This window comes from Paenibacillus sp. LBL, from assembly GCF_029893715.1.
Classification (GTDB): domain Bacteria; phylum Bacillota; class Bacilli; order Paenibacillales; family Paenibacillaceae; genus Paenibacillus_AQ; species Paenibacillus_AQ glucanolyticus.
In genome coordinates this window covers 340,988-354,796 of sequence record NZ_JARXYU010000004.1, presented here as the reverse complement: position 1 = coordinate 354,796, position 13,809 = coordinate 340,988, and the positions used below count along the sequence as shown (strand labels likewise).

Below are 13,809 nucleotides of genomic sequence, written 5' to 3'. Positions count from 1 at the left end.
AGAAAGAATGCAAACAAGCTACTCTTCTATTTACGGCACGGGTGATCGGAGGAGTATTATTGATGTTACTTGTTCAGACGGACTACTTCATGGTTCATACAATGACATAAAGGCTCTGATAGATGGCAGTAAGGCCGTCAATAGTGCTAATTCTATTGCTTTTAATGCAATGGGGTTAAATGGAACCCAATTTATAACTTTTGACTTTAAAATACCAACGGTAATTAATGAGGCTACTATTTATTTGAATAACGGAAACGCCGTAGGAACTTGGCAATGGCAAGGAAGTAACGATGGTGTGAATTTTTTTAACATTGGAGGAAACTTCAATTGGGGTGGAAGAACAACAAACGTTGTTCAAACTTTAAGCGCAAATAAAACTTGGTACAGATATTATAGAGCATTGGGTGCAAGTGGCAATGCAACAGCTCAAGCAAATACCTTAGAAATAGAATTGAAGTCATATGTTCCTACTAATAAAATCTTACTTTTAAATGATGGTAAAGTAAAATCTGTCGTCCAACCATATTTTTCTGATAATTTAATTCCCAATATGACAAGTGCAAGTGCTCCATCGGGTGCTGTTAATTCTAGTGGTAGTTCAACATCAAGTTATCCTGCGTACCATGCATTCAATGAAATAGATAATAATAACTGGATATCTAGTACTCCATACCCTCAATGGATCAGTTATGAATTTCCTGAGCCTACACAAATTAATAAATATGAACTTACAAATGGCACGGGGAGCTTTACAAGTAGATATCCTATTGATTGGAACTTTGAAGGAAGCGATGATCGTATAACATGGACAGTACTACATGAACGAAAAAATGAAACTTGGACTGCAACAGAAAGCAAGCCATACGAATTCCCAAATAAAAAGAAATATAAATATTATAGGCTAATTGTAAGTAATGGAATTACGACTTCAGTAGCTATTAATCGTCTGAAAATGTATCAAGGATACGATGCATCCTTAATCGAACTCAACAAGGCTACAATAACAGAAGGAGACTTTTTAAACTATGGTATGGAATCCGAAATAGCACTAGACCAAACTATTGACAAGTTTAGTAGCACTAACTATAGCAACTCGCAGCTAGGTTCTGGGAAAATCTACGAGCACTCCATCGATTTGTTGAAAAGGAAAGTCAAAACGATAACTGTAAAGTAGTTATACGTATTAGTCAGTTAGGAGTGAAAATAAATGCCGTATTTAAGTAATGATAATGCAATTCCGTTAATGACAAGCAACACCACACCTTCAGGTGTCGTTAGTGCAAGTTCAGCTTTCTCAGCTGGTAATGAATGGGTTGCATTCACTAATAATTCAAGTGATTGGAGAACAGCAAATGGCAATGTTGAGGGTTGGATAAGGTATGACTTCCCTAGAAAAGTTTGCATTGGAAAGTACAGTATTGTCCCTGGGTCAACAATTACAGCCAACCCCAAAATGTGGTTGTTTGAAGGTTCAAATGACGGCATAAACTGGACGATGTTAGATAGCAAGGGAAACCAGACATCATGGGCTAGTTCAGCAGACTATACGATTCCAAACAGAGTAAGCTACTCAAAGTATCGATTGAATATTGGTCAAAACAATGGATATTTAACTTTTACTAGCCTTCGACAGCTACTGATGTATGAGTATGTCTTTGATAATACTTTTTTAATTTCAGATAAGGTCAACTATTACTCATTAGTTATGCCCAATCCTAGTAAAAACTTAATATCCCCATTAACAAATTTAGCTGCTTCAACTGGTATAGTAACATCATCAAATTCAGCGCTGAGTAGATGGGAAGCATTTAACGGTAATAAAACAGATAACGGATGGCTAATTAATTTAAGAAACGAACCAAAGACTCAATGGTTATCTTATAAATTTCTCACACCAATAGTGATCAACAAATATACTATTTCTTATGCCTTTGCATCAACCACAGATGCAGCTCCTAAAAGCTGGACTTTCGAAGGGTCTAACGATGCAAATAATTGGGTTGTACTTGATACCAGAACTTATGAGACCAATTGGTCCCAATATTCAACAAGAGGATATGTTTTTTACAATAAAACGGCATATTTGTACTACAGAATTTTTGTGTCAGACAATAATGGTGGATTGTATCAAATCTATATTTCAGAAATAGAAATGATGCAAACAAATTCGAAAATAATCGACCTAGTTGCTCAAGTCGCCAACGAAGACGAGTTTATTAAATTTGGGATTGATAAAGGTACAACTATTGATCTGAATAGAACGCTTAATACAAAATCGTTCCTAGATAGGAATGGAACCAGTCTTGGAACTGGTAGGGTCTTCAAAAGGAATATCGATACGACAAGTGTGACTATTAAGAAAATAATGATTGACTAATTGTAAGAAAGGAGTGTGTACCGTGAGGTTTGACGTAAACTACAAAAATTCGGAGTATACTAGTGCTTTCGGTAATAGTAATCAAACGCAGGGACATTTAATGAAAGTTGATCGAGATATCATTATAACTTCTATGTATATGTATAGAGGTAGTGCCTCTGCAACAGTCAATGTAGCACCAAGAATATACAACTCAAGTAATCAGCTAATCGGAACAGGACCTAGTATTCCGACTACTCCTGATATGGGGTGGATCAAGTTTACATTTGACTCTCCAGTCTCTATTAGAAAAGATGAAGAATACAAATTCCTATTCTATTTTGATAGCTCTTGCCCAATCGGTGGTCTGGGTGGACATTCAGACGTTAATTTAATGAAATTATCAACAGGTGACAATAAAACTAGTTTCACAATTTTAAACGGGTACTACACGAATGGTGGTGATAGTAACCCATTAACGTTTAACAGAACGTGGATGATGTCCTTTGGGTTTGATTTCTATTATTATATCGACATCAACCGATCTTTTGCTTTCCATGAAGGGGGTTATAAATACTTCAATAATTCTTGGGTCAGTATTGGTTCCACCGTAACTGAAAGTGATTATATCACTTATGGAATGGAAGACATATCTACAGTTCCTGAAGACGCATGGAAACAATTACTCGGCAATGTAGAAATAGCTCATTTCACTGACATTGTTAACAAAACAGAATTACTATTTAATGTCGAAACAGAACCCTTCACACTCGCTGAGGAGTGGGAAGATCAAACCATTAAAATAATAGAATATTCGGATGATCCTTATAAAACCGAGTCCGCTATCCTGATTGAAACAGAAGAATTCAGTTTTCATGATGAATTTAAGGATACAGTTGATGTTCTCTACTACACCGACGATCCACGCCAAACAAGTGCTGAATTAGAACTTACCTCCAACTATAGTCCCCTCGATGAATTGAACGGTGACTTCGACATCCTCACCTGGACGGATCAAGAGGATATTGACGAGCTCAATATCAACCTGACTGCTTCCCCCCTCCCTCAACTTATCATTCAAGATGAAGATTTTCAGGTGTTCGGGGATCTGCAAAGCATCGTAGTCAATAAAATTTCAAAACAAGGTACAATTAAGTTACTATTCTCCTTTGATGAAGGCCAAACCTGGGAATATTTCAAGTTTAATACTTGGAGACTTACCGATATATCGAACATGGAGATGGTTAGAAGACATGCCATGGATATTGACTCGCTGAGCCAAATTTCAGAAAAAGAATTTTCTGGAAAAGGAAATAAAATCAGGCTTACCTACTATATCGATGATAATATCCATTGGAATCAACATACACAAGTTGATAACATTAAAATTGTTTCAAATGCTCCAGTAGACGACGCCAAGTTTTCTGATGCCGAATTTTTCCTGTTAAATACTCTCGCTACTCTGCAGCTTACCATAGGCGGAAACAAGCTTATGGGCAAGCTAGACGACCCTGACAAAGGAAAAGTGCAATATCGTGTCTATTTGAACAACAAGCCATACTACCCGTCTAACGGAAATTTCACTTCACTCTCCCCCGCCCCTGTGGACATTAAGCTTAACATTTCCGAGAAGGATATATTATTTGGTCAAAACAACTCACTAACCGTAGAATTTCAGGATGCCTGGGGTCAAAAAGATACCTGGTCTACTACATTTTTCGGTACATACTCCGGTTTGATGTTTATGGATGAGAAAGGCCAGTACTTCTCTGATTCTTTTGGAGGGTTGTTGAAACACTTGGATTTCGATATCGTAGTTGCCGGACAAACGACAGATTTCCAGAAAGTCATCGTTAAGAATCAACTTGGACAAGTTGTACAGAACTTAGTTCTTGAAGTTGTTAAAGACAAGCTCCCTCCCGGTGTGACCATTGAACTGTCCTATACTGATCCATTTATTGCCGAAGATTACCTGCTTTTCAACAAATTGATTAACCCCAACGATGAGATGGTATTCTATGTTCGAATTGCAACAGCCATTACTGCCCCACCCGCTTCTAATGGACAGTTCGAAATTCGGGCGAAAGTAGACCCCGTATAATCTCAATACAATGAGATAGGAAGTGAAGCATTTGTTTGATGAATATCATGATCTCTACAGTGAGATTTATATAAGACAGCGACTTGAGAATAAAGTTTCAGGTCGCTTTATTCTTTTTCGTTCAAATCATAACGATATAGATTCTTCTCTCATTACGATGATAAGGGATAACGACGACCTGGATGGAATGCTATCAGCCAGGACACTCAAATTACAAGACGTCACCAGTACACTGGATATTAAGTATCGTGGTAATGGAGATGTAGAGGCCCATATAGAAGCAATTGCTGCCTCCTTCCTTGAATGTACTTTAGAGGTGCGACCACATAATAGACTATTCGGAAGATTCGAATTGCTGGAAGCACCAAGAATTGACGTGCGTTTGCCTGCGCTAGCTGATGCAACTACTCGCAGCCGGAACGATCTGCGAACCATCAACTATGGCGATATGAAAAGCATGCTGACGGGTAAGAATACAGAAGAAGCTTTCGAGTCGTTTGTCTCCTTCGGAGAACTAAAGGACCGAATACCCGATCTCAAAATCCTTGAAGGGGCGAGGTTGCGGCTCTATTATATTAACTTTCCACGCAACGCTAACCTGGAGCTGCATCAGCCTAACACACTATGGCGTGAATTGGGTGTTACCCACGCAAACCAACCCTATTCGGTTGAGCTTTTGAGTGATCAATATGTTCATAATACTACGGAAAGATATATTGAATTTGACGTTCTGGATATCGCCAAGCGTTGGGAATCCAGTGCACTCTTGAACTACGGCTTTATAATAAAAACTTCGAACAATGAACCATTGAGCTTTTTCACGAAGGAATCCGGAATCCCTCCTCTTCTTATCGTTAATTATATTACATCACAAATTTACAGCCCGGGACGAACCGACCTTGAATCCACTGTATTCATTAACGGCAAGGGATATAAAGAAATAACAGGTTATTTAACGGTACATAGTGACGTAGGCTTCTCAACATGGGAATGCACCCTATATGTTCATAGAAAAGAAGACCCCATGTTCACAGAGCTAGCTTCTTCCATCGCTATATCACGTCCGGGTGTTCAAGCTGACCTAACCATTGCCCGACGTGAATATGATCATATTGAAAGCACTTTAACCGTAGCTAGCAAGTTGCCACTGGATATGGAATCTAATATCCTTGCAAGCGTCCCAGACTTGTTTGGAGAAATCATAATAGATCCGAATGCCTTCTTATCAACCTTTATTACAATTGCCATAGTTGAGAATGATGAAGTTGAGGGTTCTATCATTGCTTCCAAACCAGACCTGTCAGGAAACTTGACTGTAACTTCGATCAAAAAATCATTTGATGATTTGAATTCTTCCTTAATCGTTAAAAATACACTCGAAGAAGACCTTGCGTCCCAAATCTCTGCTTCTAAACCAGATATATCAGCAGCTATTACTGTAAGAGCCTTAGCAGAGAATGATCTCGATTCCAAAATAGAGTTGCCTTATCACAACATCCTTGAAGCTCATATCCTTAGCTCCACTCCTGATTTAGCTGGAAGCATTGTGCTTAAATACAAACATGAAATGGATGCTGTGCTGTGGATTAAAGATAAAGAATGGCTTGATGCTGCTATAGATGTCAGGCAAATCACCGAACTTGCGGCTGCTCTTCTTGTTAAGCAGATACACGAAATCGAATCCAACCTGATAGTTAACGTTCCAGATTTAACGGGATACCTCTATCCAAGAGTCTCTAGAGTCGATGAGTTGGACTGCACCATCAGCATTCGTAAAAGAGATGTCAGCGATATGGACAGCATTTTGCTAATTAAAGGAAGCAGCAACGGCGCCTATTATTTTATTATGTAATTTTTTCAGGACTCCCTTTGGGGGTCCTTTTACTTATACAACATCACAAAACGGAGGAAGCTCAGTGTATGAATCGACCATATTAAAACTATTTTATTATACCTTTGGAGGATCGGTGGTCACTTTTCTATTTGGCGGTTGGTCCCAGCCTTTAAATGTCCTTGCCACATTAGTGACTTTCGATTACTTGACTGGGCTGGCTGCATCCTATTATGAAGGAAGGAAGAGTGTAGAAGACTCCTCGAAAGGCTGGAGTTCCAACAAGGGGTATTGGGGAATATTCAAAAAAATTCTAATGTTCTCCGTCATTGCTCTTCTATTTCAAATTGACAAGTTACTGGGGCTGAACGGTAATCTCAGCTTGATGACAGGAGCTATATTTTTCTACATTGGCAATGAGTTAATCAGTCTTATTGAGAACTATGGAAGGCTGGACTTACCCATGCCCCCTCAGATGAAAAATGCCATTACCGCATTAAAAAACCAAGAATCTGATGAAGGGAAAGGATGACAAGTGTGAAGAAACAGGGACAATTTATACTTCTGACTCGTCTTGAATTTTATGAATGGCTGAAAAAACAAACCTTTAACAGAAAAATTTCCATCATTCAAAATCACCACACTTGGGCTCCTAATTACACTTCGTTTAACGGCAGCAACCATTTTGCTCGACTTGAAGCTATGAAACGATTCCATGTCCATACCAACGGATGGTCCGATATCGGACAAAACGTCACAACATTTCCTGACGGCTTGATCGCGATCTGCCGTTCTTTTGACACTACACCTGCAGGCATTAAAGGAGCGAATACTGCTGCATTATGCTTGGAGCATTTAGGCAACTTTGATGTTAATGGTGACCACATGACTGAAGAGCATCTACATACAATTACGTTTATTAATGCAGCACTTTGCGAAATATTCAAACTCCCAGTTGATACGGAGCATATTGTGTATCATCATTGGTACAGCTCTACCGGTACTAAAGTGTATAATTTCAAATCCGGAGTTCAACTAAATGGCTTACCCACGAAGTCCTGCCCAGGATCTAACTTCTTTCAAGGAAATAGCGTTTTGCAAGCGCATAAGAGTTTTATTCCACTCGTTCGAGAGGCTTACAACAACTTTACAGCAAAGGATGATGAGTCCATGACTCCAAGTGAAAGACAACAATTTGAACAGCTTAAGCAATTGGTTGCTACACTAAAATCGGAAATAAAAGCACTCACCAACAGCAAGAATGTATTAAAAAAAGGAGCTCAAGAACAAGGAACTTCAATAAAAAAAACGAGCGAAAGGGTTAAACTTTTAGAAAACCGGGATAAATTGAATCAAATCCCCTCTTATGCTCAAAAAGCCGTCAGTGCACTAGTCCAACTACGTGATCAAAATGGCAGCCCAGTGATTGATACTCCTCAAGGAAGAAGCGCGGACTTTTACTCTCTCATTACAGTTCTTTATCGTGCCGGTTTGCTAGATAAAAAATAAAAGGAGAAGAACGAAATTCCATCCCCCTTATTCTTCTTGTCTTGATGCTTTTTGCAACAAGTTTATTTGTTATGCTCTTACTTAAACAAAAAATATGGCATGAGCATAAACCTTCTAGACTGATTACAGCCACCTCATCAATTGATTACACCAAGCTGCTTATGGATGTTCTAACAAGAGAGGAGCTTGATAAATCGAAAGCTACTTTTGTGCTGGATGCAGCGGATATCATATCGGATTATATCGCTTATTTGGTTAATGAAAATGAAGGCTTAGATAAGGTGAATATCACTATGAATCAAGTGCACAAGACCAAAAATTAATACATATTATCGTTGAAGAAAGCTTGCATTTTACCAATAGTTTGTTCGATGAATAGTATCTACCCTTACCCTTATGAGGATTTCTTCTCTTAAGGGTATTTTTTTCACACCTTTAATATTTGTAGTTGTTGCTGTACTCCACGCCTTCCCGTGGTCGTTGCCCCTTACCATCTCTATCAAAATACATATGATAGATTTAAGGAGGTCTGGTAGCATGACAACCCATCTTTCGTTTGATGCCATTTTCAGTCTCGGATACAACTGTCAAGTCGCTGTTCAGCTTAGAAGAAACAAGCTGCGCAAGATGGCAGGGCCCTGGGATTGGTTCAACTTCGCCTCGACCAGTGAATTTTGCAAAGTCATTAGAAATCAATTCAGCGAATTCATGCTGCGGGATAATCTGGACATCTACGGCAAATCCGTGAATTGTTACTATGTACGGGACAAACACTCTTCCTGCTTGTCCTTTCATGATTTCAAGAACGATCCGGAGGAGCGCCCGCTGTTTGATTACCCTGCCTTTCGCGAACGCCTGGACAGAAGGATCGAACGGTTTAACAGCTGTTTGAATTCTACTCAAAACACACTCCTCGTGCGGATCATCCCGCATAAAAAAGATGCTGAAACGATTGATCAAGCTATTCGTGAAACATACTCAAACCCAAACGTAACCCTGTTATTTGTCATGCTTGGCAATGCTCCGCACATCGTGCAGCTCCCATCGTTCTCTGACCAGGTTCTCATTATTCAAATACCGAAAGGGGCCACTTGGGAGGGGGATTTTGATGCCTGGAAGGCTGTACTTGGAAGGTTTTCTCTTAAGTAAGGGAATAAACGTTTGACAAATTCATATTTTTCCCGTATATTTACAAAAAAAAGAATCGGAATCTCTTACGAAGGAAGCACCCGTAAGTCTGGCGTCTAACCGCGCCTTTCTTATGGGTGCTTTTTTTGTCGCGGATCCGGCTATCTCTGCGTCATTTACTTGCTGCGCTGGAGATCATCTTTGAATTAAGGAGCGATGTTTATGTTTAGAAGAATGCTGTTTTCATGCCTTGTTATGATTCTGTTGTTTGCTGCTGCCCCCATTCATTTCGCAGATGCGTCAACGATTGAGTTCACCGATTCGGTAAACGCTCAATTTAAAGCCACAGCTGAACGTGCTCCGGGAACCATCGGTTCCAGACTCATCAAGCAGTACGATGATTTTAAATCAGAACGCAAGCAGGCGATGGATTGGGACGATCGAATCTCCGCTCTTCGATATGCTAATGAAGTCAGAACTTCGGAAACACGCAAGCAAATTAATGAAATCGACAAGGACCATATCCATAAACTGGAGGAACAGCTCCAGGCAGCCAAGACTAAATACCAACCATTGTTTAATGGATATACCGCCCTGAACAAGCAAATTACCGCAGCCAGGAAACTTAAAGATAAATCGCTGTCCAAGCTGCTGCAATCACAAGCCGACGGAATGAAAATTCTGGTTGGCCTGGGACGTCAGGATATTCGAAACAAACAAGCTGCGCTTACGGCCGCCAAGAAAGAGAGAACGTCCAAAGCCGCTAAGATCCGCTCTATCCTATCCGAGATGGATCCGTACAAAAGCAAAATCAAAGGCGACAAGAGTGCTATATCCACTCCAAACAAACTGATGGAAACCGAGTGGAAAAACTTCAAAGCAGCTGTGAAGGCCAAAGAATCTGCCAGAACCAGCGACACCCTGTCCCGTTTATTAACCCTCTCCGGTCAGATTCTGACGAAGAAGAAAAGCATCTACCAATATGAACAGAAAATCGAGACCATCATCACACGCGCTAATGCACAATTAAAATGAGCCCGAGATACAAAAAAACCTCTGCGGCAGGCAGAAGTTTCACTGGATTGTATGGGTGCCTTGATATAGTTAACGTGCTGTGGCCTGCAATGGGTAATGGACCCCGGCCAGTCTCGACTCATCGAGCAGCGGATAATCATATAACATCCCTTCATATACGATTTCGAACGCCGGATGCTGGAAAAAATCATGCGGCGTTACCGCTGAAGAAGGACGGTCCCACAAGTGGATTCTGCTCTGCTTCATCGCCTCGGCTACAAACTGCGAACAGAAGTAGGAGCGTTCCCGTGTGATATCGAGTCTCATCAGAACACCGATCATTCCGATGAGATTGTAGCCGTAAGCATCTTCTTCATCCTTGTAATGCTGAATCACGCTTCTTGCTGCCTCATATTGCTGACTAGCCACCTGGAGACGAAGGAGAGCACAGCGCGTGCCGGGGAAGTGTCGGAATGTTCCTTCATAGACATCCTCCTCCACAAATCCACCGCTCCAGGGATTGTTGGCACATTTCCGGCCAAAACTGAATACTTCATTCAGATTCTCATCCAATGCCAGCGAAGCATGGTTATATGGTGCGGCAGTAATTCGTTTAATCAATTTGGTAAACATCGTACCTGTATCAGTCAGCAGAACGTATATATTTTTGCTATCGGTCATTTGGCTTTCCCCCACATACATTTACATATTTCACTTGGATCCGGATTTCGTCAAATCCTTCGTTAACTTCATTGTAGTAGAGGCAAGCCATTTTCATAACCGACCATAGGTGTGATTAGGACCTGGACCTAAGTCGAGTTCTATCCCTGACCCGACAACGTAATATAGATAACTATACCCCATATAAGCGACGATAGGAAGATGGTGTCATGCCTTCATGCTCCATAAATCGCTTGTTAAAATAGCTGACACTGGGATAACCCGCTTCCACTGCAATTTGTCCGATCGTTTTTTCCTTGTGATCGAGCAGCCACTGCTTTGCCATCTGAAGGCGGCATCGTGTTACAAAATCCATCGGGGTCATCTCCATCACGTTGCGAAACAATTTGCAAAAATAGTAGGTCGTTACGCCAAGCCTGGCCGCCCACTCTTCCAGAATAAACGGCTGCGCAGCCTCCTGCTGCATGATCGGCAGGAGCTCCAGAATTCGGTTCGCCGAGCTGTTTGATTTATTGTCGTCCGATAACGCGGAAGCCTGCTCTACGAATACGGCGAGCAGGGAATAAGTCAACGTGGACAATTGTGCAGGTTTGAGCATACGATGGGTCTCTGCCTCGGTTAATAGAGCTTCATGTGCTTCCTCAAACGCAGACGGCTGACGAATGCTCCATAATTGACTCTTATGAAATCCACGCTCGATAAAATAATTCTGCAAACCGCTTCCATAAAAATGGAACCACCGCACATCCCAAGGGTCGTCCTCGCTGCTGTAATAACGCTGAGCCTGCATAGGAAAATACAGCACGGCTTCTCCGGGACCCAACGTATGAACCACATTATCGATTTCAATACATCCTTTGCCGGAAGCAACATAATGGATGTTAAAATTGTTTAAAGACCCGGCGGCCCGGATTACGGTATGATCCGGTTCATCCCGGTATATTCCAACCGATTCCGGCAGGCAGAAGAACGGCATAAACGGGAGGGTCAGCAGGTGGCTTTGTCGTTTCATCGCAACGCTCCTTGAATGACAATATTGTTATATCGCACTACAAAATAATATTATATCAATTTTAATTCCTGTCTTTTATAATCGCAATATAATCTTAATAAGTCGTATAGGAGCTGATGAACATGAGCCAGAAACTTCGTTGGGGAATACTGGGATGTGCCAGCATTGCCAAACGTTCGGTCATTCCCGGATTACAGCAATCCCGTCTGAATGAAGTCGCTGCCATTGCTAGCCGAGATCAGGATAAAGCCACACAGGCGGCAGAGGAATTAAATATCCCGACTGCATACGGCAGTTATGAATCCTTGCTAGCGGATTCTTCCATAGATGCAATCTATATACCGCTCCCGAATCATCTGCATAAAGAATGGAGCATCCGCGCAGCGGAAGCCGGCAAACACATTCTATGCGAGAAACCGCTCGCCTTGACTGAAGCTGAGGCAGCAGAAATGGCCGAGGCGGCGGCTAAAGCAGGCGTGCTTCTAGCTGAAGCCTTTATGTACCGTTACCACCCGAGGTATGACATGATCAAAGAGCTTATCACTTCAGGAGCCATCGGAGAGGTTCGGGGTATCCGCAGTGCGTTCACGTTTAACAGTTCAGCCAATCATGGGAACGTCCGGTTTCGCAAGGACTGGGGCGGCGGTTCCATCTATGATGTCGGTTGTTATCCGATCAACGCCGCGCGTATTCTACTGGATAGTGAACCCGAAGCCGTCACCGTCCAAGCCTTTTTCTCGCCGGAACATGATCATGTTGATATGATGGCTTCCGGATTAATTGAATTCGAAGGTGATGTTTCTCTTACGTTTGACTGTGGGATGTGGGCAGCATATCGGAACCCGCTTGAAGTCGTGGGCACGGAAGGCCTGATTGAAGTCCCCTTCGCCTACAGCCTGCCCGAGAACGGTGCTAACTTCTTCTTAACGACCGGAGACGGTCGCAAAGAAATCGAGGTTCCTCATGCAAACGCATACAGTGAGCAGGGTGACCATATGGCCGAAGCCATATTAAACAACAAGCCCCTCCGTTTCCCGACGGAAGATGCCATCCACAACATGAAAGTCATCGACGCTTGCCTGCAATCCGCCCATGAGCGAAAGAGAATAGTGCTGTAATTGTGCTGTAATTACACCCCCAAGGAGGATATGAATATGAAATATATATCAATCAAGGGATTAGACAAACCGGTCTCTGCACTGATGAAAGGAACGGACTACTTCTATCATGATTCGTATGAGAAAGCCGCTGCTAATCTGGACGCCTATCTCGCTATAGGCGGCAATTCCGTTGACACCGCGCATATCTATTGCGGAGGTCAAAGCGAAGAAGTCATCGGCCGTTATATGCAGGAAAGAGGAAATCGTGATCAGCTTGTCATTTTGACCAAGGGCGCCCATCACGATCAGAACGGACCGCGTGTCAGCAAAAAAGATATTAAACACGATATCACGATAAGCTTTGAAAGGCTCCAAACGGATTACATTGATCTGTACGCGCTGCACCGTGATGACTCCTCTGTTCCAGCAGGCGAAGTGATTGAAGCGTTGAATGAATACATTGCGAATGGCAGTGTGGGGGCCATCGGGGTATCCAACTGGACATGGGAGCGTATCCGTGATGCAAATGACTATGCCGCCGCAAATGGACTGGTCGGATTCTCCTTCAGCAGCCCCAATCTAAGTCTGGCCAAGCCGAATGAACCGTTCTGGAAAGGCTGTGTCTCGGCGGACGCCGAAACCTGCGCTTGGCATGAGTCCGAGCAATTCCCGCTCCTCTCCTGGTCTTCTCAAGCCAGAGGATTCTTCACCGGCCGATTCACTCCGGAGATTCGAGACAATGCTGACCTTGTGCGGGTATTCTACAGCGATGAGAACTGGAAGCGGTTAGAGCGGGCCAAACAACTGGCAGCATCCAAAAATGTGACAGCCATACAGATCGCTTTGGCATACGTGTTGAACCAGCCATTCCCAACCTGTGCGCTAATCGGTGCACAGTCAGCAGATGAATTAAAATCCTGTGATGAAGGATCTCTTATTCAGCTGACAAAAGAAGAATTGGACTGGTTGGATCTTACAACGGATCAGATGTCCTGATCACACACAATGTTGGGTCCAAATTTACCGTCCAAATACTAACAACGTTACCCTTGCAGTTGAAGATCATGAAGAGTA

General features: G+C 42.2%; 13 protein-coding genes. 11 read left to right on the top strand and 2 right to left on the bottom strand.

All coding sequences use genetic code 11. The annotated features are described in order from the left end of the window. Window positions 1–7 precede the first annotated feature (7 nt). The 9 genes from M2277_RS12860 (at window position 8) to M2277_RS12820 (ending at window position 9,963) form a co-directional block, all read left to right on the top strand. Entirely contained in the window at window positions 8–1,177 is a 1,170-nt protein-coding gene (locus M2277_RS12860) for a discoidin domain-containing protein (RefSeq protein ID WP_280754875.1), read from the top strand. A gap of 33 nt (window positions 1,178–1,210) precedes the next feature. Then, window positions 1,211–2,380, top strand: coding sequence for a discoidin domain-containing protein (locus M2277_RS12855; protein ID WP_280754874.1), 1,170 nt, complete (start codon window positions 1,211–1,213; stop codon window positions 2,378–2,380). Between the two features lie 22 nt (window positions 2,381–2,402). After that, entirely contained in the window at window positions 2,403–4,460 is a 2,058-nt protein-coding gene (locus tag M2277_RS12850) for a DUF4082 domain-containing protein (protein ID WP_280754873.1), read from the top strand. A gap of 31 nt (window positions 4,461–4,491) precedes the next feature. Beyond that, complete coding sequence (locus tag M2277_RS12845; protein ID WP_280754872.1) at window positions 4,492–6,312, top strand: DNRLRE domain-containing protein; 1,821 nt, start codon at window positions 4,492–4,494, stop codon at window positions 6,310–6,312. A gap of 64 nt (window positions 6,313–6,376) precedes the next feature. Next, window positions 6,377–6,823, top strand: coding sequence for a phage holin family protein (locus M2277_RS12840; RefSeq protein ID WP_280754871.1), 447 nt, complete (start codon window positions 6,377–6,379; stop codon window positions 6,821–6,823). 5 nt (window positions 6,824–6,828) lie between these two features. Next, complete coding sequence (locus M2277_RS12835) at window positions 6,829–7,800, top strand: peptidoglycan recognition protein family protein (RefSeq protein WP_280754870.1); 972 nt, start codon at window positions 6,829–6,831, stop codon at window positions 7,798–7,800. Window positions 7,801–7,871: 71 nt separating this feature from the next. Beyond that, window positions 7,872–8,123, top strand: coding sequence for a hypothetical protein (locus M2277_RS12830; protein WP_280754869.1), 252 nt, complete (start codon window positions 7,872–7,874; stop codon window positions 8,121–8,123). Window positions 8,124–8,337: 214 nt separating this feature from the next. After that, window positions 8,338–8,949: a DUF1796 family putative cysteine peptidase gene (locus tag M2277_RS12825; protein WP_036636989.1), complete on the top strand. Its 612-nt coding sequence runs from the start codon at window positions 8,338–8,340 to the stop codon at window positions 8,947–8,949. A 201-nt stretch (window positions 8,950–9,150) separates the two neighbouring features. Further along, the gene (locus tag M2277_RS12820) at window positions 9,151–9,963 is read left to right on the top strand and encodes a hypothetical protein (protein ID WP_063479219.1); all 813 of its coding nucleotides are present in this window, start codon (window positions 9,151–9,153) and stop codon (window positions 9,961–9,963) included. Between the two features lie 69 nt (window positions 9,964–10,032). On the opposite strand, the gene M2277_RS12815 is transcribed toward M2277_RS12820, so the two are convergent. Both M2277_RS12815 and M2277_RS12810 read right to left on the bottom strand, forming a co-directional pair. Further along, the gene (locus tag M2277_RS12815) at window positions 10,033–10,623 is read right to left on the bottom strand and encodes a hypothetical protein (RefSeq protein WP_036636984.1); all 591 of its coding nucleotides are present in this window, start codon (window positions 10,621–10,623) and stop codon (window positions 10,033–10,035) included. A 172-nt stretch (window positions 10,624–10,795) separates the two neighbouring features. Continuing rightward, window positions 10,796–11,635, bottom strand: a complete 840-nt coding sequence (locus M2277_RS12810) for an AraC family transcriptional regulator (protein ID WP_063479218.1) — start codon at window positions 11,633–11,635, stop codon at window positions 10,796–10,798. A gap of 122 nt (window positions 11,636–11,757) precedes the next feature. Here M2277_RS12810 and M2277_RS12805 point away from each other — a divergent pair, with 122 nt between their 5' ends. Together M2277_RS12805 and M2277_RS12800 are read left to right on the top strand one after the other, a co-directional pair. Beyond that, the gene (locus tag M2277_RS12805; protein ID WP_063479217.1) at window positions 11,758–12,753 is read left to right on the top strand and encodes a Gfo/Idh/MocA family protein; all 996 of its coding nucleotides are present in this window, start codon (window positions 11,758–11,760) and stop codon (window positions 12,751–12,753) included. Window positions 12,754–12,789: 36 nt separating this feature from the next. Beyond that, window positions 12,790–13,731 carry an aldo/keto reductase gene (locus M2277_RS12800; protein ID WP_063479216.1) on the top strand — a complete coding sequence of 314 codons (942 nt, stop codon included), beginning with the start codon at window positions 12,790–12,792 and terminating at the stop codon, window positions 13,729–13,731. The last annotated feature ends 78 nt before the right edge of the window (window positions 13,732–13,809 follow it).